Raw genomic sequence first — 18676 nt, forward strand, 5'->3', positions numbered from 1 at the left:
CAATTATTTTTTATCATCATCAACAACAGTGTAATCTGCATCAACTACATTTTCATCATTTTCATGTGATTGTGCTTGTGCACCATCTTGTTGTGCCTGTGCTTGCTGTTGTTCAGCTGCTTCTTTATACATTTCACTTGACAATTCATATAACGGCTTCGTCAATTCTTCCGATGCACTCTTAATTTTATCTACATCATCCGTATTGATCGCTTCTTTTAAGCTTGCAATTTTTTCTTTAATCGCATCAACCTTCGTTTGATCTGCTTTATCGCCTAATTCTTTAATCGTCTTTTCAGCCTGATAAATTAACGAATCAGCATTATTTTTTACTTCAATTGCTTCCTTCCGTTTTTTATCTTCCGCTTCATGAGCAGCTGCTTCTTTAACCATGCGATCAATTTCACTTTGATCTAAGTTGGTCTTTGATGTAATCGTAATTTTTTGTTCTTTTCCTGTACCCAAATCTTTTGCCGTTACATTAACAATACCATTGGCATCAATATTAAATGTAACTTCAATCTTAGGTACTCCACGCGGTGCCGCTGGAATACCCGAAAGTTCAAAACGGCCTAACGATTTATTATCTGCTGCCATTTCACGTTCACCTTGCAATACATGAATATCTACGGAAGGTTGATTATCGGCAGCCGTAGAGAATACCTGACTTCCCGATGTAGGAATCGTCGTATTGCGGTCAATAATCTTAGTAAATACGCCGCCTAACGTTTCAATCCCTAGTGACAACGGAGTTACATCCAACAATAATACGTCTTTTACATCACCAACTAAAACACCCGCCTGAATCGCTGCACCAATAGCTACACATTCATCCGGATTAACGCCTTTACTTGGTTCTTTACCCAAAATTGATTTAATAGCATCTTGAACTGCGGGGATACGACTCGAACCACCTACCAAAATGATTTTATCAATTTCATCAATAGATAAACCTGAATCTTGAATAGCCTTACGAGTCGGTTCCATCGTTGCATGTACCAACGATTCAGTCAATTCATTAAACTTAGCACGCGTTAAATTCAAATCCATGTGCTTCGGTCCCGTTGCATCGGCTGTAACGAAAGGAAGATTAATATTCGTGGTCATAACGGTTGATAATTCAATCTTAGCTTTTTCAGCTGCTTCTTTTAACCGTTGTTCAGCCATTTTATCTTGAGATAAATCAATTCCAGTTTGACCTTTAAATTCTTGAATCATCCAATTCATAACTGCGTTATCAAAATCATCCCCACCAAGATGGGTATTACCATTCGTAGCTTTAACTTCAAATACGCCGTCACCTAATTCCAAAATAGAAACATCAAACGTGCCACCGCCTAAGTCAAATACCAAAATTTTGCCATCGCCGCCTTTATCCAAACCATATGCTAATGCGGCTGCCGTTGGTTCGTTAACAATACGCAATACATCTAAACCAGCAATCTTACCAGCGTCTTTCGTTGCTTGACGTTGACTATCCGAGAAATATGCAGGAACTGTAATAACCGCTTGTGTAACTTTTTCGCCTAAATAGCTTTCTGCATCCTCTTTCAACTTTTGCAAAACCATAGCGGAAATTTCCTGTGGTGTATATTGTTTATCATTTATATTTACTTTATAATCTTCACCCATGTGACGTTTAATAGATGCGATTGTATTTTCCGGATTAGACACAGCCTGACGCTTAGCTAATTGCCCTACTAATCGTTCCCCTGTTTTAGAAAAACCCACAACGGATGGAGTTAAACGAGATCCTTCAGCGTTCGTAATAACGGTAGGTTCTCCCCCTTCCATAACTGCTACTACCGAATTTGTTGTACCTAAATCAATACCAATTACCTTGCTCATAATAGTTCCTCCTCTATATTCACTAAATTATCCATTATATACTACTTTTACCATTGCCGGACGCAACGTTTTATCGCCCAACAAATATCCTTCTTGTAACACTTCCGCAATCGTATCATTTTCCTTTTCTGCCACCGCTACACGACTAACGGCTTGATGATATTGCGGATCAAAAGGTTGTCCAACTGGCTGCATTTTCGTAACGCCCGCTTTTTCTAAAATACCAATCAACTGTTTATAAATCATATCATATCCATCAATAAACGATTTTACTTCTTCACCAATCTGTTCTGACGGATGTTGCAATGCTCGTTCAAAATTATCCACTACAGGTAAAATAGAAAGTAATATTTCTGCCTTGATTAATTCGGAGAGTTGTTGTTTCTCCCCAACGGTTCTTTTTTTATAATTAGCAAAATCAGCTTGCAACCGCATATACCGTTGTTTTTCTTCTTCTAATGCATGAGCAGTGGCTTCCAGTTTAGATAAATCGTTTTCATCATGCTTTTCGGTTACCTGTTCTTCTGATGCTTCTTGCGGCATATCTTGCTGGCTATCCATATTGTGTTCTTCTGTCGCAGCATGATTATCTTCTTCTATTCTATCTTTTTCTTCTTCGCTCATCCTGTCTGTAACCTCCTATTTTTCTTGCTCATATTGTATTAAAATTTGTTTCATATGCTCTTTCATAAAATTCAATAGGCCAATAATCCGAGCATATTCCATACGGGTTGGTCCCAAGACGGCAATTTTGCCAATAACATCATTCCCCGCTGTAAAGGTAGCCTCAATAACACTACACTCCTGTATAGGCGGCAATTTTACTTCCTCGCCAATACGCACGGTTACCATTCCACTATCTTCTGACTTCCCTACAAATAAATGATTTACTACATCCTGTTCCTCTAATGAAACCAGTAAATTTTTAGCTTTATGCACATCTCTAAATTCAGGCTTATCAAAAAGTTCCAAGGTACCTTCTTTATAAACACGATGATTCTTTTTCAAAGCTTGTTCTAACGATGCGAAAGCATTACGATATAATGCAGGATCGTCAATCACGACATCACGAATATTCTCCAACGTGGGCAAATCAATTTCACTCATCGTCTTTCCTGCCAAATACCGTGTCAAATGTACGGCCAAACGATTTAAATCGTCTAGAGAAACCTTTTCAGGTTTAGCATACAAGCAATTTTCAACATGTCCAGAATCTGTAACAACAAGCATAATAGCTCTTCGTTCATCTAATGGCAAAAACCGAATATACTTTAACCGCGCCTGCTCCTGTTGTGACGCCATAACAAAAATTGCATTATGTGTAATTTCAGCTAACACCTTAGCTGTCGAGCTAAAGATTTGATCCATCCCATTCATTCGACTGCGAATCCAATCTTCTACCATTTTTTGTTCTTCTGGTAAAATCGTTTTCGGTTCTAATAAGCAATCTACATAAAACCGATAACCTTTAACCGATGGAATTCTTCCTGCCGAAGCATGCGGCTGTTTCAAATAACCTTGAATCTCTAAATCAAACATTTCATTTCGTATGGTCGCGGCCCCTACCCCCAAATCGTACTTTCTCGCAATGGTTCGAGAACCCACAGGCTCGGCTGATGTGATATAGTCTTGAACAATCGCCTGTAAAATACGACGTTTTCGTTCATCTAAAGCCATATCCACCACCTCAGCTTTAATAGTTTGTATTAGCACTCTTCGAATAAGAGTGCTAATAACTACATATATAAGATATCATTTACATTTTTATTTGTCAATAGATTTTAAGCCAAAGAAGCCTCTTTTAGTCAAAAAGTCAAATTTTTTTTTATATTTCCCCTTTTCCCACATACTGATTTAACTACCAATTACCTATGGTATAATAAATGCATCACGTAATAAAGAAAGGAATGATTTTAATGAATAAAATTGCTACAGGCTTACTCTCCTTTATTCATACTTCTACTTCACCTTTTCATACTGTAAATACGGGAACCGCCATGCTGGCAGCGGCAGGTTTTACCGAACTGTCACCGCATATGCCTTGGACTATAACCACAGGCGGCACCTACTATATTCGCCTATATGATTCGACTTTACTTGCCTTTACCATTGGTAAATCGCCTTTACATAATCTTCGCATAGCCGCTGCACACACAGACTCCCCGTGCTTGCGTATAAAACCGCTTTCGCATATGATTACGGAAGACTATCTAAAATTGAATGTAGAAGTTTACGGCGGTCTTATTCGCGAATCTTGGCTAGATAGACCCCTTTCATTTGCTGGAAAAATAGTAGTCAAAGGAAAAAATATATTTCAGCCGACGGTTCAATTTATCGACTATAAAACCCCCTTTTGCATTATCCCCCGTTTAGCCATTCACTTAAATCGTCAAACCAATGACGGCGTAATACAAAATCCGCAGCTTCATCTGCTCCCCTTATATGGTTTAAAAATAACAGAAACCGAATCATTTCTATCCTTTTTAGCAGCGTATATAGATGTTCCCAAAGAAGAAATATTATCCTATGATCTTTCTTTATATCCAACAGAAGAAGGATGTTTATTGGGACTGCATAACGAATTACTCTCTGCCCCTCGGCTTGATAACCTAACATCTTCCTATGGCTGCTTAATGGGCTTAATCGAAAGTAAAGAGAGTGACGGTATCCACGTGGCAATCTTATTTGATAACGAAGAAGTCGGCAATCGCACAAAGCAAGGGGCCGCATCTACGGCAATACCACATCTGTTAAAACAAATTTATCACTATTTAGGCTATACCCATGAAAACTACTTGCATGCCTTACATTCCGGTTTTTTATTATCCGTTGATGTCGCTCATGCCGTTCATCCTAATCTACCGGAAAAACACGACCCAACACATCGTCCCCTCTTAGGCAAAGGGCCTGCCTTAAAAACAGCCTGCAGTCAAGCTTATGTAGGAGATGCAGAAGCATTGGCCATTATTCGTGGCTTATGTCAAAAATACCAAATACCTTATCAATACTTTGTCAATAGAAATGACATCCCCGGTGGCTCTACCCTCGGTTCCGCACTTTCTACGACATTATCCATACGAGGAATGGATATCGGTATTCCTATCTTGTCAATGCATTCAGCAAGAGAAGTAATGAGCTTAGAAGATCAGTGCTTATTGCAGCAATTATTAATCGCCTTTTTCTCTGAACCTTAGCATTACTTTCATCTATTAGAATATATTATTCACTATATTATTATCATTATTATAAATAAATTGTTATAATAACATGTAATCTCATCTTTATTTGACGTACATTTATATTCATATTATAATGTAATCGCATAATAACTATACTCTTACATTCATTTAGGAAGTGGTTACCTCATGACAATTGGGCAGCAAATAAAATTTTATCGAAAACAAAAAGGCTTAACACAGCAAGAATTAGGAGCTATGTTCGGAATGTCTAAACAAGCCGTATATGCATGGGAATCTGAATTGTACACCCCCGACATTTCCCTCCTATTAAAACTAGCTGATTTTTTTCAAATTCCTATTTGCAAGCTCTTAGGCAGACCTGGTATATATTGTCAAGAAAAACATACGGATTCGCAATATGATGATTGTACTTTTTTATCACCTCAAGATCACCGTATTTTACAGGCATTACACTATTTATCGCCAGAAGAGCAACATGCCGTTGAAATATTATTACATATATCCCCCGCTATGCCCAAACCAAAAAAATCATTATAGGAGGCCGCAGTGTTCCCCGTATATAAATCAATCTACGGCATAGCCAACGCAGAATATATTATAAAAAAATCACGTTTCATTGTTACACTTGCCCAAGTAGATACAGAAGAAAAAGGACAAGCACAGATCCAATCCTGTAAAAAGCAATACTACGATGCACGACACAACTGCTTTGCCTATTGTATTGGCAGCGATAGAAAATATCAACGCTCTTCCGATGATGGAGAGCCATCAGGAACGGCCGGAAAACCTATACTAGAAGTATTAAAACAACATCAGTTAACTAATACCGTTGCTATTGTTACACGCTATTTTGGTGGCATTAAATTAGGTGCCGCAGGACTTATTCGTGCCTATAGTCATACCGTATCCTTAGGGATCGAAAATGCTACTATTGCCACTTATGCACCTTTTGAAATAGCTAATATTACACTAACTTATCCTTATATCGGTATAGTTGAACAATATTGTATAGATAATAAGATAACCATTCGCGAGCGAATATTTACGGATAAAGTAACCTTTTCACTGCAAATTTCTATAAATCAAGTGAATATACTACGAAAAAATCTACAAAAGATAACGGCCGGTACCTTAACATATGATTGCCAGGAAATACAATATCTACCTACGTTGCAAGCACCACCATGCCGATAACAGGTTCATAAATAAAAAAACTACTTCATATAACACGAAGTAGTTTTTTCATTTTCGCTATAAAAATAGACTTTAACTCTCCTTATGCCTACCTAAAACAAATCCCATTTTTCCTTCGGCAAAAATACGTGCATCCATTTCCTTTAAATCCGGATTAATCGCAATAGGAAAATCAATAAAAGGCAAAATATGTTTCCGCACATCAATTCCGGGAGCAATCTCATCTAATCTCCAGCACATCAATTCCGGGAGCAATCTCATCTAATCTCCACCCGTTATCAGCAAGAGCAAACACAGCTCGTTCTGTAATGCATAATACTTTTTGCCGTCTGTCCCTTGCCCTTTTTCCTGAAAAAGTGACCTGTTCCACTTTTGTTTTAAATTTATTATATACACCTTCCTGCACAATAGATAATTTTCCATCGTGACACTGTATAGCCAAACCAGATGCCGTAAATGTGCCTAAAAAAATAAGATTTTTCGTCTGCATCGTCAGATCAATAAAGCCCCCCGGTCCTACCATACGACCATTAAAGCGAGACACATTGATATTACCATCGCGATCCGTTTCCGCTAACCCTAACACACAAACGTCTAACCCCCCACCATTACATAATGCCATCATATCCACCATAGGCATAACAGATTCAGGATGAATTGCACTCCCCATAGCAATTCCCGATTGCTGTGTCCCCCCAATAACACCTGAATCTGCTGCCAAGATGCACTGTTTCGTAAGTCCTTCTTCTTCCATAATACTTGCAAGACTTTCAGGCATACCAATTCCTAAATTAACAAATTGATTGCTCTTAATTTCCATGACCGCTCTTCTCGCACAAATTTTTCGTGCGGTCATCGGCATAACCGAAACTTTTTCCGCTGTCCGTTTTCTTTCCACACAGGCTTCATCAGCTGAATCTTTTACCACTGTAATGTAATCTACCAAATGACTAGGGATAGCTACTTGCCGGGCTTCTAGTGTCCCCTGTCTAACCACCTCTTCCACTTGCACCATAACCACGCCGCCACTTTGTTTTACGGCCATAGCAATTTCCAACTGTTCGCCAATCATCTGTTCATGTACTAATGAAACATTCCCCTTTTCATCGGCAATAGAGCCTCGAATAATACCTATTTGTATAGGAAAAGTCGCATAATATAAATATTCTTTTCCTGCAATGGATACAACAGAAGCAAGATTATTCCCCTGTTGTTCTGTTCGCTCATTACCACATCCACCTTCTTGACGCGGATCAACAGTTGTATTTAACCCTACGGTTGTCAAAAAACCTTTTTCACCTAACGTCTGCGAACGATATAAGCGAAGAATCGTGCCTGCTGGAAGCAAATACGCCAAACACTGATTTTTACTTATTGTTTCGGCTAATTTAGGTTCAAAGCCAATATGACTCGTAATGACTTTTTCCAATAATCCTGGTGCCGCTAATCTATTGCCACCCCGCATTTGTCCATCGCCCGCACTCGCCACTTTAACTAACGTCATTCGCTTAGGCTCATGCCTACACTCATATCGCTCTTGAATAGCTTGTAAAATAGCATCGGCTGTACCAAATTTACCATACCCACTCATGGCAACAACATCCCCGTCATGTAACAAACTCGCTGCTTGTTTTGCCGTAATAAACTGAACCATACCATACCCCCTCCTGTCTGTCTCCCCTTCATTATAATACAACTCTTACTAATAAGAAAAATATTTCTACGTTCTATCCCCCATAAACAGAAGAGAAAGAATATAACAAAATAGTTATACTCTTTCTCTTTTTAACCCTACATCTTCCTACATCTTATAATATATAAAATAGCTACTTTTATAAACTAACATGAAACAAAAAACAACTCCACATAACATTATTTATCACGAGAATGAACAAACACCAAATCATAAATCGTTAATGTTTTTAAATATGCTTCAATATGGTCTTGCACTTCACACAACGATTCATGCATCACACAATTATCATAAGTATCCCGATACATACAAACAAAGGAATCATTCAAACAGGAGGTAACCATATTTTCACGATCCATCACATGAATAACTTCCCATAACGTAATTTCATGCAAATCTTTTTTTAAACGGCAGCCCCCTTGGGCTCCTCGAATAACCTCAATCAACCCAGCAATTTCTAATTTTTTTGCTATTTTATAGGCAAATTGTTGTGGCATATATTCAGTTTCACATATTTCTCGAATACTTTTTAAATCTGACCTAGCCAGAGCACGTAAAATGCGAATTGCATAGTCCGTTTCTCTAGTAATAATCACAATATCCCTCCTCAAATAGACGTTATCGGTATAAATACCAATATACTGTATCTACTCTTTATCTATTATACACAATCACATACATTTTTCCACTTTTTTCTTTTTTAAGCTAAAATATATCCGATATAACCTTAATCTTGCATAAGCTAAAAAAAACTTATATAATTACCTATGTATATTTTGCTTTTATTCATAAATTGAGGTGTAATATGTCTTTTCTTGATGCAATAAATTCACGTCGTACCTTTGCTATTATTTCCCATCCCGATGCAGGGAAAACGACCTTAACAGAAAAACTACTTTTATATGGTGGTGCTATTCATTTAGCTGGTTCCGTAAAAGCACGCAAAACGACAAAACACGCCGTTTCAGACTGGATGGAAATCGAAAAACAACGTGGCATATCTGTTACCAGCTCGGTGCTTCAATTTGATTATAACGGTCATCATGTAAATATTTTAGATACCCCAGGACATCAAGACTTCAGTGAAGATACGTACCGTACACTCATGGCTGCAGATAGTGCGGTAATGCTCATTGATGTTGCAAAAGGGGTAGAAGCCCAAACAAAAAAACTATTCAAAGTATGCAAAGAACGACACATTCCTATTTTTACATTTATCAATAAGATAGATCACTTTGGACGAAATCCTTTTGATTTAATGGATGAAATTGAATCTATTTTAGGCATTCACGCCTATCCTATCAATTGGCCCATTGGGTTAAATGGTAATTACCAAGGAATTTACGATCGTGCTACCGCTTCAATCGAATTATTTGAAAAAGATACCACACATGGTCAACGTAAACTCGCTTCTACCAAAGGTTCTGCCGCCGATCCCATCTTCAAAGAATTACTTGACGAAGAGGTTCATCAAGGACTCATCGACGACATTGAATTATTAGACATGGCTGGTGATAGTTTTGATATGGAAAAAGTAAAAAAAGGCGAACTTACGCCACTATTTTTTGGCTCAGCAATGACCAATTTTGGCGTAAAACCCTTTTTGGAATCGTTTCTATCCATGGCACCTAAACCCCAACCTCGACATGCTTTAGAAGGGGATGTTATGCCTGAATCAGAAGAATTTACTTCTTTCGTTTTTAAAATTCAAGCCAATATGAATCCTCATCACCATGATCGGATTGTGTTTATGCGTATTTGCTCAGGCATGTTCCAAAAAAACATGACCGTCACCCATAGACAATCAGGTAAATCAATCCGTTTAACACAGCCCCAACAATTTTTAGCAACCGAACGAACCTTAGTAGAAAATGCCTATCCCGGGGATATTATCGGCGTATTCGATACGGGGACCTTAGGTGTCGGCGATACCTTGTATAGCGGAAAGAAAAAAGTAACATTCAAAGATTTCCCTACTTTCCCGCCCGAATTATTTTCCCGTATCCGTGCCAAAGACTCTATGAAAAAGAAACAATTTCTAAAAGGTATGACTCAACTCGCACAAGAAGGGGCTGTCCAAATTTATGAAAACCTTGCATCGATGGATAGTTATATTGTCGGTGCCGTAGGTCAATTACAATTTGAAGTGCTGTCCTATCGGCTAGAACATGAGTATGGCGTTATCCTAGAAATGAATCCCTTACCATATACAGTAGCTCGTTGGTTCACCTCTATCGATCACGATTATACAGAATTAAAAAATGTCGATAGTGCAATGTTAGTAAAAGATCATAAACAACGCCTAGTATTACTCATTACAAATGAATGGCAATCGAACTGGATTGCCGAGCGAAATCCTAATTTTATTTTTTGTGCATCACCCGATGAATTACCGGAATGATAATATTCACCCTTCATGTATGAAGGGTGAATATTGCCTAAAACGCTATTAATGTGTAATCCTTCTATTTTTCCCATCACATAAACTGTACAAAAAAATCTCTTACATCCCAAATTTACGGGGTAAGAGATTTTTTTATATCATTTACTAATTCAATACACTTATTCTTTCGTATAAATAGTTCCACTTATAATAAGGGCCTTATTCGCTTCTTTTATACTATCTTCATCTAATCGAACATGCCGAAGTGTCGTAAAATCCGGCTTCCCATCATCACCTGAACAGATTTCTAAGAAACGATCTTCTTCTCCATTTACACGAAACGTGTCTACTAAAATTTTCTTGTGCGGTGCTGTCGCTGTTATTTTTATCTGTTCGTAAATCGGTTGATCTTTATGCTGAATAGAAATAAATACATCATAATCTTTAATCGATTTCATAATACCCTCTCCTTATACATAACCCCTTTATTATGTTTCCTACCTAAATAACCAAGAACGGCTAAGCCGTTCTCCTAGTTAAATGGGATGTAATGTAGACTTAACAGATTCTTTAAATTTACCGGCTTCCCGTAATAAACGATTTAATTCGTCTACATCTTCTTGTTTTATCCGCACATGGCGAACTGTCTGAAAATCTACTTTTCCTTCATCATCCGTTTTTACTTCTAAAAAACGGATCTGCGGATGCTCTCCATGCACCACATAGGTATCCACCAGCATGGTCAAATTAGGTGAGGTAGCCGTCGCTTTTACCTGCTCTTCAATCGTCTTATCATCACGTAATATGGTAATTAAAATGTCATAATCACTAATAGATTTCATAATTTCCTCCTTCTTCATTTTTAATTAATTATATACTTTTTTGGTCTTCTTTTCAAACCCTAAATAAAGTTCCAAAAGACCAAACAAATCACGTGTATTACGTATTTTATCTTATCAATACTATTTTCAACACATAAACTCGCATCAATAAAGAATTAACAAAAAAGAAAATTATGATTTCTTATAAAAAAATTTCCCCACAAACTTTTAGCAAAAATAAAAGCGGTCTATTGACTAAACATGCACGCAATAAACCGCTTTACTTAACATTTTTTGATCACCAATTTTAGCATTCTATACTAAGACTTTATTGCCCTCGATAATGATTAACTACATGTATCCGACATAATGCCCGTTTCAAAGCAAGTTCTGCTCTAGCTACATCAATATCCGAATCTTTCTTATCCTGTAACCGGTGTTCTGCTCTGTCTTTAGCACTATTAGCTCTAGAAAGATCAATATCTGTCGGTCGTTCTGCGGCGGGAGTCAAAATAGTAACCACATCATCATGAACTTCCAAAAACCCCGCGGAAACAGCCAAAATATGTCTAGTCCCATCTTGATCATATGAAAATTCTTGAATATCCAGTGCACTTATCATCGCGGTATGTCCTGGTAAAATACCAATATCTCCATCTAAAGCCCTAGCAATAATAAAATCTACCTTTTCTTGTAGTACCACTGCATCTGGCGTAATCACTTCCAACTGCAATGTTTTCTTGGTTTCAGACATTGCCTATTCTCCTTTCAGAGTCTTGGCCTTTTCATATGCTTCCTCGATATTTCCGACCATATAAAAGGCTTGTTCTGGCATATCATCACAATCACCAGAAAGGATTTTCTTAAAGCCGGCAATTGTATCCTTTAATGGTACATAACGTCCTGGTTGTCCCGTAAACTGTTCAGCAACGGCAAACGGTTGACTCAAGAAACGTTGAATTTTTCTTGCTCTTGCAACCGTCAATTTATCGTCTTCTGACAATTCATCGATACCGAGAATAGCAATAATATCTTGTAAATCATTATATTTCTGCAAAATAGCTTGTACTTCACGAGCCGTATTATAATGGTCTTCTCCTATTACATTCGGATCCAAAATACGTGATGTTGAATCCAAAGGATCAACGGCCGGATAAATACCTAATTCAGCAATTTGCCGTGATAATACAGTAGTTGCATCCAAATGTGCAAACGTTGCCGCTGGTGCAGGGTCTGTCAAGTCATCGGCTGGTACATATACCGCTTGAACCGATGTAATAGATCCATTCTTAGTTGAAGTAATACGTTCTTGCAATGCCCCTACATCTGTCCCTAACGTAGGTTGATATCCAACGGCCGAAGGAATACGACCCAACAGAGCCGAAACTTCTGAACCGGCTTGAATGAACCGGAAAATGTTATCAATAAATAACAACACATCTTGGTGTTCTTTATCACGGAAATATTCTGCCATCGTAAGACCTGTTAAGCCTACACGCATACGTGCTCCTGGTGGTTCATTCATTTGTCCATATACAAGTGCAGTTTTACTAATAACGCCAGATTCCTTCATTTCGTTCCATAAGTCATTACCTTCACGGGTACGTTCACCAACACCAGTGAAAACAGAATAACCACCATGTTCCGTAGCTACATTATGAATCAATTCCATGATTAAAACCGTTTTTCCAACACCAGCACCACCGAACAAGCCAATTTTGCCGCCTTTCGCATATGGAGCGATCAAATCAACTACTTTAATACCCGTTTCCAAAATTTCGGTTCCCGTTGACTGATCTTCAAACTTAGGTGCCGTGCGATGAATTGGCCAATATTCCTGTGCTTCTACTGGTTTATCAACTTTATCTACCGCTTGTCCTAAAACATTAAAAATACGTCCTAACACACCTGCTCCTACAGGTACTTTAATAGGGCTTCCCGTATCTTCTGCTGCCATTCCACGAACAACCCCGTCCGTAGAGCTCATCGCTACACAGCGCACAACATCATCGCCCAAATGTTGCATAACTTCTACAATTAAATCAATAGCCCGTTCACCGCTTCCGCCAGTAATACGGATAGCATTATAAATAGCAGGCAAATCTGCTTCAGAAGCAAATCGCACGTCAATAACCGGGCCGATAACCTGTACTACTTTTCCAATGTTATTACTCATGAAGAGGCTCTCCTCTCTTTCTTTTCTTACGGCCACTCTTTATTTCAGAGCATTGGCTCCACTAACAATTTCTGTTAATTCATTTGTAATTCCAGCTTGGCGTACTTTGTTATAATTCACGGTTAATTTTTCAATCAACTCACCCGCATTATCGGTAGCTGATGTCATAGCCGTCATCCGTGCGCCTAATTCACTAGCTGCAGACTGTAACAAACTATTATACACCATCATATCTAAATATTGAGGCAATAAATTTTTTAATACAGACTGTGGTTCAGGAATAAATAAATATTCCTCTTGTGGTCCCTGCTTTTCGCTTTTTGGAGCTGCCAAGGGCAACATATCCATGGTTGTTACTTCTTGGGTTAATGCCGATTTAAAGTGCGTATAAATGATTTTAACTGCATCGACTTTGCCCTGAAGAAATAATTCTGTCGCAGCTTGCGCCATCTCTTTTGCATCCGTATAGCTGGGTTTATCAGAAAAACCACTCCAATATTTATCTGCCGTAATATGCAAATGTTGCAAATATTCATTAGGCTTTCTCCCTACTACAAACAAAACAAAAGATTCTCTTGGCTGCGTTGTAATAGAAGCAGACATCGCCTTATTAAGATTCGCATTAAAAGCACCTGCCAACCCCTTATCTGCGCCAACCACCAAATAACAAATTTTCTTTATCTCACTGCGAGCTTGCAATAACGGATTATCGCTACTACCTGCCGCAGATACACGCTTTAGCATTCCTTCTAACTTTGCAATATACGGAGCTGTTGCCAAAGCTCGTTCTTGTGCACGGCGCAGTCGTACAGAAGATACCATCTTCATTGCTTTGGTAATCTGCTGTGTATTTTTGACGGATTTTATACGTCTATTTATTTCACGTGCACTCGGCATAGCTTATTCCCCCTCTTTAATGAGTTCATGAGAAGCACCATACTGCTTAGTATATTCTTCAATCGCCTTACAAAGAGTGTCTTCTGCTTCCTTACCGAGTTCTTTCGTGTTTTTAATACTTTCTCCTACTTCTGGATAATTACTATGCATGAAAGAAATAAATCCATTTGCAAAAGCAGCTACTTCTTTTACCTGCACGGGCATTAAATAATCATGGACAGCCAAATAAATTTGCAATACCTGATCTTCAACGCTCATCGGTTTATATTGCGGCTGAATCAACAATTGCATTGTCCGTTCGCCCTTATCAATTTGTGCCTTTGTGCTTTTATCCAAATCTGAGCCAAACTGTGCAAATGCTGCCAATTCACGATACTGTGCTAAATCTAAGCGCAAGGTTCCGGCAATTTTCTTCATCGCTTTAATCTGGGCCGAACCACCAACACGTGATACAGACAAACCAACATTAATAGCGGGGCGAATCCCAGCGTTAAACGCTTCTGTTTCCAAGAAAATCTGTCCATCCGTAATAGAAATAACATTTGTCGGAACATATGCAGATAAATCGCCTGCCAATGTTTCAATAATAGGTAATGCCGTAATAGATCCACCACCTAATTCATCAGACAACTTCGCAGCCCGTTCCAATAACCGAGAATGTAGGTAAAAAACATCGCCCGGATACGCTTCACGTCCTGGTGGACGACGTAATAACAAACTCATTGCCCGATACGCTTGAGCATGTTTTGATAAATCATCGTACACACATAATACGTCTTTACCTTGATACATAAAGTATTCTGCAATGGAAACACCTGAATAAGGTGCTAAATATTGCAACGGTGCCCCATCTGATGCAGTCGCAGCCACTACAATCGTGTATCCTAAGGCTCCATGCTTTTCCAATGTGCGTACAACACGTGCTACGGTAGATGCTTTTTGACCAATAGCTACGTATACACAAATAACATCACTATCTTTTTGATTCAAAATCGTATCAACAGCAATCGCCGTTTTCCCTGTACCACGGTCACCAATGATTAATTCACGTTGACCGCGTCCAATAGGCACCATCGAATCAATTGCTTTTAACCCTGTTTGTAACGGAACTTTTACGGGTTGCCGATCCGCAATCCCTGAAGCGGTCACTTCAATTAATCGTGATTCGGTAGTATTAATTGCTCCTTTACCGTCAATTGGAATCCCTAAAGGATTTACTACACGTCCAATCATTTCTTCGCCTACAGGAACGCTCATAACTTTTCCCGTACGCTTTACTGTATCGCCTTCCTTAATTTCTGCATCATTACCAAGCAATACAGCACCAACATTATCTTCTTCCAGGTTTAATGCTAGCCCCTTTACACCATGAGGCAATTCCAGCAATTCCCCGGACATAACTTTATCTAATCCATAAATGTGCGCAATACCATCGCCAACTTCTAGAACGGTACCAACATCATCCACATTTACTTCAACATTATAATCTTGAATTTGTTTTTTGATTATCGCCGTAATTTCTTCTGGCTTCATGTTCATGGTTCGTCCGTCACCTCATTTACTGCGTCAGTATCCAATAGCTTCAGTTGCAAATCTTGTAACTGCCTTTTTATACTGCCATCAATTAACCGATCACCAATTTGCACTACAATCCCCCCAATAATAGATGGATCCGTATAATACAATACTTCGATCTTCTTACCTGTTAGTGCTTTTAAACCGGTTATCAATTTTTCTTCTTCTGCCGATGAAAGCGGTTTAACTACCCGTACCTTAGCAACTTCAATCCCTTGCGCTTGCCTTACCAAAGCGATAAACCCATCAATTGCTAACGCAATAACAGATTCCCGTTTTCGATCAATCATGACGTATAAAAATTGCATGACAATAGGTGCTACCTCGGCAGCAAAAATACTTTTTAACGTATCTTTTTTTATCTGCGGTGTAAGTAGAGGATGACAAATGAATTTTCGTAAATCTTCATTTTCTTGCCATACATCTCGAATCTGCCGCAAATCATTTCCAATGGCTTCCAACTGATGTTGTTCAGCCGCAATATCGAACATAGCTTGGCTGTACTTTTCATACACTGCTTCCGATATCATCATTAACTTTCCTTTGTTTGTTTAGGCAATGTATCTAAATAATCAGATACCCACTTTGCATTGACGTCATCATCGATATGTTTATGGAGTAGTTTTTCTGCCACAGCCATAGACAGCGTTACTACTTCTTGTCGCATCTGTTTCAATGCTATTTCACGTTCGTTTACAATTTCTGCTTGAGCGATTTCTTTTTCTCGAGCAATTTGTTCACGAATTGCTTGTACATGTGCCTGAGCTTCTTGATCCGCCACTTTTACAGCTTTATCTACAATCGCTTGTGCTTGTGCACGTGCATCTCGTAATTGCTGTTCATAATCTGCTTTTAGTTGAGCTGCATCTTCTTTAGCTTGAGCGGCTTCGTGCAAATCTGTCTCAATACGTTCTCGCCGTTCTTCCATTACTTTTAATAAAGGCTTATACGCAAACTTAGCTAAAATTAAAACCAACACGATAAAGTTGACGAATTGGAATATGAGTGTTCCATTAATATCAACCAACAGTATTCCCTCCTTGACCGCAATGGCATATCATAATTTACCAACCTTAGAACATGGCTGCAAACGGATTAGCGAATACCAAAATAATAGCAATAACTACCATGATGATAGGTACAGATTCAATCAAGCCGATAGAAATCAACATATTAATAAACAATTTCCCCGCCATTTCAGGTTGACGAGCTGTTCCTTCCAACATCTTCGCTGCTGCTTGGCTATCCCCTAAAGCAGCGCCTAATGCCGCTAAACCTAAACCTATAAAAGCGCCTAATCCTGTAAGTGCTATTACAATTGCTTTTTCCATGATACATAACCTCCCGAATTATCAAACCACATATTTTTTCTTAATCTTGAATTGATGGTGCTAAATAAGCAGCCGTTAAAATAGTAAATACAAAAGCTTGAATCAAACCAATTACTAAGCTAAATGCGATCCACACGATAGGAATACCAGCGGGGACCAAATAATACAATACTTCTAACATGATTTCACCAGCTAAAATATTACCAAACAGACGAAATGCTAATGTAATCGGTTTTGTAAACTCTTCCATGATATTAATAATCAAGAACGGGTAAAAAGGCTCAACAAAATGCTTAAAATAGCGTTTTACGCCATGATTTTTTAATGCCAAAATATGCACTAAAAATGATGTAATAAGTGCTAATGCCACCGTAGTATTTAAATCTGTAGTTGGCGATGCTAATAACTCATGGCTTGGAATCATTCCTAACTCATTAGCAAAAAAGATGAAAAAGAACATCGTCAATAATACAGAAACAACTTGGCCATACTTAGGTCCTATGGTGGCTTTAAATTGAGTCATCAGCGCTTCAATTGCCATTTCCATCACATTTTGCATTCCCGATGGAACTAACGCTCTACCACGTGTAGTGCCGATCGAAACAAGTATGACAATAACAGCTACCAACCAGGTCACCATTATCGTATCTAGGTTAACGTGCATTCCCAGAAGTTGAACTACCCAATGATGTCCTGCATGCATTTCCATATGCTATGCCTCCTTTCTTTTCCGTACATGAAAATGTTGCCACACTGCATCCATATAAATAATAATACGATACGAAAAGCAGCCTGCCATCACACCCCCTAAGTGAATTTGAGGAAAATGAACAATAACAATCATTGCCAAGCAGATTACCAAAAAACGTATTACAAATCCCCCACGAATGCATTGAACTACATGTTCAGGCGGTAAATTTATGGCTCGTGCTGAACGACTTCCCAACATGGCAAAATAAATCATGTTGATAAGATTTCCAATACACCAGCCCGCCACAATATATGTCAACCCGGTGATATATAAAATCACCGCACCGACCAAAGTAAATGCCACAAGTTGCCATAGTGTTCGCTTAATATAGTATAATAACTCTTCCACAACTAGGTTTCTCCCTTCTTTTCCTTCGCATCTCGTTCAATTTCTCGTATAGCTTGTCTATACAATGAATAAAAGCCAAAAAAGGAACCGAAAAGGCCACCGCTAATGCTTCCCCATGGACTAATATGAAAATAGCGTTCTATTACACAGCCTAAGGCAATGCCTATACCAATAGAACCAAACAGCGTAAATCCAAATGCACTCATCGTCATGCATAAAGCTAACCATTCACTTCTGCCTTTTTGAGTTGTATTAGCCGTTTGTTTTTTCTTTTTTTCCATAGGTTTTTATCCTCCTACGGCGTGACAAATATCGGCTATAAATACATGCCGGTTCATATATCTTGTATTTACAACCATCATTGCTATCTTAGCATAGAACATTTCTAAAATCAACGCTTCTAGTTATCAATATTTTCACTAGCTAACCCTAAAAAAAATTTAATTCTCCTAAAAGAAA

At 38.4% G+C, this 18676-nt stretch carries 22 protein-coding genes; 4 read left to right on the forward strand and 18 right to left on the reverse strand.

Features of this window, described 5'->3' with window-relative positions:
- Nucleotides 1–3: 3 nt before the first annotated feature.
- The 3 genes from dnaK to hrcA are packed head-to-tail and all read right to left on the reverse strand — an operon-like array spanning nucleotide 4 to nucleotide 3525.
- Nucleotides 4–1848 carry a molecular chaperone DnaK gene (gene dnaK, locus HMPREF1040_RS06380; protein WP_007393084.1) on the reverse strand — a complete coding sequence of 615 codons (1845 nt, stop codon included), beginning with the start codon at nucleotides 1846–1848 and terminating at the stop codon, nucleotides 4–6.
- Nucleotides 1849–1875: 27 nt separating this feature from the next.
- Nucleotides 1876–2472, reverse strand: coding sequence for a nucleotide exchange factor GrpE (grpE, locus tag HMPREF1040_RS06385; RefSeq protein ID WP_007393079.1), 597 nt, complete (start codon nucleotides 2470–2472; stop codon nucleotides 1876–1878).
- A 15-nt stretch (nucleotides 2473–2487) separates the two neighbouring features.
- Nucleotides 2488–3525, reverse strand: a complete 1038-nt coding sequence (gene hrcA, locus HMPREF1040_RS06390; protein WP_007393134.1) for a heat-inducible transcriptional repressor HrcA — start codon at nucleotides 3523–3525, stop codon at nucleotides 2488–2490.
- A gap of 239 nt (nucleotides 3526–3764) precedes the next feature.
- On the opposite strand from hrcA, the gene HMPREF1040_RS06395 reads away from it, so the two are divergent.
- From HMPREF1040_RS06395 to HMPREF1040_RS06405, 3 genes are all read left to right on the forward strand, one after another.
- Complete coding sequence (locus HMPREF1040_RS06395) at nucleotides 3765–5042, forward strand: M18 family aminopeptidase (protein WP_007393076.1); 1278 nt, start codon at nucleotides 3765–3767, stop codon at nucleotides 5040–5042.
- 171 nt (nucleotides 5043–5213) lie between these two features.
- Entirely contained in the window at nucleotides 5214–5585 is a 372-nt protein-coding gene (locus HMPREF1040_RS06400) for a helix-turn-helix transcriptional regulator (protein ID WP_007393099.1), read from the forward strand.
- Between the two features lie 9 nt (nucleotides 5586–5594).
- A complete protein-coding gene (locus tag HMPREF1040_RS06405; RefSeq protein ID WP_007393104.1) occupies nucleotides 5595–6242 on the forward strand; it encodes a YigZ family protein in 648 nt (215 codons plus the stop codon).
- Nucleotides 6243–6314: 72 nt separating this feature from the next.
- On the opposite strand, the gene HMPREF1040_RS08330 is transcribed toward HMPREF1040_RS06405, so the two are convergent.
- The 3 genes from HMPREF1040_RS08330 to HMPREF1040_RS06415 all read right to left on the reverse strand — a co-directional run bounded on the left by HMPREF1040_RS08330 (nucleotide 6315) and on the right by HMPREF1040_RS06415 (nucleotide 8531).
- Nucleotides 6315–6503 carry a hypothetical protein gene (locus HMPREF1040_RS08330; RefSeq protein WP_007393117.1) on the reverse strand — a complete coding sequence of 63 codons (189 nt, stop codon included), beginning with the start codon at nucleotides 6501–6503 and terminating at the stop codon, nucleotides 6315–6317.
- The gene (locus HMPREF1040_RS06410; RefSeq protein WP_007393124.1) at nucleotides 6463–7896 is read right to left on the reverse strand and encodes a CoA-transferase; all 1434 of its coding nucleotides are present in this window, start codon (nucleotides 7894–7896) and stop codon (nucleotides 6463–6465) included. Before HMPREF1040_RS06410 ends, HMPREF1040_RS08330 begins: the two co-directional genes overlap by 41 nt.
- A 218-nt stretch (nucleotides 7897–8114) precedes the next feature.
- Nucleotides 8115–8531 carry an Rrf2 family transcriptional regulator gene (locus tag HMPREF1040_RS06415; protein ID WP_007393109.1) on the reverse strand — a complete coding sequence of 139 codons (417 nt, stop codon included), beginning with the start codon at nucleotides 8529–8531 and terminating at the stop codon, nucleotides 8115–8117.
- Between the two features lie 209 nt (nucleotides 8532–8740).
- Between HMPREF1040_RS06415 and HMPREF1040_RS06420 the strand changes: the two genes are divergently transcribed.
- Nucleotides 8741–10336: a peptide chain release factor 3 gene (locus tag HMPREF1040_RS06420; protein ID WP_007393093.1), complete on the forward strand. Its 1596-nt coding sequence runs from the start codon at nucleotides 8741–8743 to the stop codon at nucleotides 10334–10336.
- Between the two features lie 161 nt (nucleotides 10337–10497).
- Here the strand turns inward: HMPREF1040_RS06420 and HMPREF1040_RS06425 are convergent, their stop codons facing one another.
- The 12 genes from HMPREF1040_RS06425 to HMPREF1040_RS06480 form a co-directional block, all read right to left on the reverse strand.
- Nucleotides 10498–10776 (reverse strand): hypothetical protein, encoded by a 279-nt coding sequence (locus tag HMPREF1040_RS06425; RefSeq protein WP_007393088.1) that lies wholly within the window; start codon nucleotides 10774–10776, stop codon nucleotides 10498–10500.
- Between the two features lie 78 nt (nucleotides 10777–10854).
- Complete coding sequence (locus HMPREF1040_RS06430; protein WP_007393094.1) at nucleotides 10855–11160, reverse strand: hypothetical protein; 306 nt, start codon at nucleotides 11158–11160, stop codon at nucleotides 10855–10857.
- Between the two features lie 307 nt (nucleotides 11161–11467).
- Complete coding sequence (locus tag HMPREF1040_RS06435; RefSeq protein WP_007393114.1) at nucleotides 11468–11893, reverse strand: F0F1 ATP synthase subunit epsilon; 426 nt, start codon at nucleotides 11891–11893, stop codon at nucleotides 11468–11470.
- Between the two features lie 3 nt (nucleotides 11894–11896).
- Entirely contained in the window at nucleotides 11897–13315 is a 1419-nt protein-coding gene (atpD, locus tag HMPREF1040_RS06440; RefSeq protein WP_007393130.1) for a F0F1 ATP synthase subunit beta, read from the reverse strand.
- Between the two features lie 39 nt (nucleotides 13316–13354).
- The gene (gene atpG, locus HMPREF1040_RS06445) at nucleotides 13355–14212 is read right to left on the reverse strand and encodes an ATP synthase F1 subunit gamma (RefSeq protein ID WP_007393131.1); all 858 of its coding nucleotides are present in this window, start codon (nucleotides 14210–14212) and stop codon (nucleotides 13355–13357) included.
- A 3-nt stretch (nucleotides 14213–14215) separates the two neighbouring features.
- The gene (gene atpA / locus HMPREF1040_RS06450; RefSeq protein WP_007393096.1) at nucleotides 14216–15751 is read right to left on the reverse strand and encodes a F0F1 ATP synthase subunit alpha; all 1536 of its coding nucleotides are present in this window, start codon (nucleotides 15749–15751) and stop codon (nucleotides 14216–14218) included.
- Nucleotides 15748–16320: a F0F1 ATP synthase subunit delta gene (locus tag HMPREF1040_RS06455; RefSeq protein WP_007393077.1), complete on the reverse strand. Its 573-nt coding sequence runs from the start codon at nucleotides 16318–16320 to the stop codon at nucleotides 15748–15750. Before HMPREF1040_RS06455 ends, atpA begins: the two co-directional genes overlap by 4 nt.
- Nucleotides 16320–16814, reverse strand: coding sequence for a F0F1 ATP synthase subunit B (atpF, locus tag HMPREF1040_RS06460; RefSeq protein ID WP_007393127.1), 495 nt, complete (start codon nucleotides 16812–16814; stop codon nucleotides 16320–16322). The genes HMPREF1040_RS06455 and atpF overlap by 1 nt, the downstream gene beginning before the upstream one ends.
- Nucleotides 16815–16860: 46 nt before the next feature.
- A complete protein-coding gene (atpE, locus tag HMPREF1040_RS06465; protein ID WP_007393126.1) occupies nucleotides 16861–17118 on the reverse strand; it encodes a F0F1 ATP synthase subunit C in 258 nt (85 codons plus the stop codon).
- 40 nt (nucleotides 17119–17158) lie between these two features.
- A complete protein-coding gene (gene atpB, locus HMPREF1040_RS06470) occupies nucleotides 17159–17827 on the reverse strand; it encodes a F0F1 ATP synthase subunit A (protein WP_007393103.1) in 669 nt (222 codons plus the stop codon).
- 3 nt (nucleotides 17828–17830) lie between these two features.
- Nucleotides 17831–18217, reverse strand: a complete 387-nt coding sequence (locus HMPREF1040_RS06475) for an ATP synthase subunit I (protein WP_007393095.1) — start codon at nucleotides 18215–18217, stop codon at nucleotides 17831–17833.
- Between the two features lie 2 nt (nucleotides 18218–18219).
- Nucleotides 18220–18498, reverse strand: coding sequence for an AtpZ/AtpI family protein (locus HMPREF1040_RS06480; RefSeq protein WP_007393113.1), 279 nt, complete (start codon nucleotides 18496–18498; stop codon nucleotides 18220–18222).
- Nucleotides 18499–18676 lie beyond the last annotated feature (178 nt).

It is taken from the genome of Megasphaera sp. UPII 135-E, from assembly GCF_000221545.1.
In the GTDB taxonomy this organism is placed as follows: Bacteria; Bacillota; Negativicutes; order Veillonellales; family Megasphaeraceae; genus Megasphaera; species Megasphaera hutchinsoni.

Coding starts and splice junctions, on each gene's coding strand:
- HMPREF1040_RS06455 (WP_007393077.1), bottom strand. CDS start 16,320: ATGATGATATCGGAAGCAGTGTATGAAAAGTACAGCCAAGCTATGTTC.
- grpE (WP_007393079.1), bottom strand. CDS start 2,472: ATGAGCGAAGAAGAAAAAGATAGAATAGAAGAAGATAATCATGCTGCG.
- HMPREF1040_RS06420 (WP_007393093.1), top strand. CDS start 8,741: ATGTCTTTTCTTGATGCAATAAATTCACGTCGTACCTTTGCTATTATT.
- atpB (WP_007393103.1), bottom strand. CDS start 17,827: ATGGAAATGCATGCAGGACATCATTGGGTAGTTCAACTTCTGGGAATG.
- hrcA (WP_007393134.1), bottom strand. CDS start 3,525: ATGGCTTTAGATGAACGAAAACGTCGTATTTTACAGGCGATTGTTCAA.
- HMPREF1040_RS06435 (WP_007393114.1), bottom strand. CDS start 11,893: ATGTCTGAAACCAAGAAAACATTGCAGTTGGAAGTGATTACGCCAGAT.
- HMPREF1040_RS06400 (WP_007393099.1), top strand. CDS start 5,214: ATGACAATTGGGCAGCAAATAAAATTTTATCGAAAACAAAAAGGCTTA.
- HMPREF1040_RS06430 (WP_007393094.1), bottom strand. CDS start 11,160: ATGAAATCTATTAGTGATTATGACATTTTAATTACCATATTACGTGAT.
- atpE (WP_007393126.1), bottom strand. CDS start 17,118: ATGGAAAAAGCAATTGTAATAGCACTTACAGGATTAGGCGCTTTTATA.
- HMPREF1040_RS06480 (WP_007393113.1), bottom strand. CDS start 18,498: ATGGAAAAAAAGAAAAAACAAACGGCTAATACAACTCAAAAAGGCAGA.
- atpD (WP_007393130.1), bottom strand. CDS start 13,315: ATGAGTAATAACATTGGAAAAGTAGTACAGGTTATCGGCCCGGTTATT.
- HMPREF1040_RS08330 (WP_007393117.1), bottom strand. CDS start 6,503: ATGAGATTGCTCCCGGAATTGATGTGCTGGAGATTAGATGAGATTGCT.
- HMPREF1040_RS06410 (WP_007393124.1), bottom strand. CDS start 7,896: ATGGTTCAGTTTATTACGGCAAAACAAGCAGCGAGTTTGTTACATGAC.
- atpA (WP_007393096.1), bottom strand. CDS start 15,751: ATGAACATGAAGCCAGAAGAAATTACGGCGATAATCAAAAAACAAATT.
- atpG (WP_007393131.1), bottom strand. CDS start 14,212: ATGCCGAGTGCACGTGAAATAAATAGACGTATAAAATCCGTCAAAAAT.
- HMPREF1040_RS06425 (WP_007393088.1), bottom strand. CDS start 10,776: ATGAAATCGATTAAAGATTATGATGTATTTATTTCTATTCAGCATAAA.
- dnaK (WP_007393084.1), bottom strand. CDS start 1,848: ATGAGCAAGGTAATTGGTATTGATTTAGGTACAACAAATTCGGTAGTA.
- HMPREF1040_RS06395 (WP_007393076.1), top strand. CDS start 3,765: ATGAATAAAATTGCTACAGGCTTACTCTCCTTTATTCATACTTCTACT.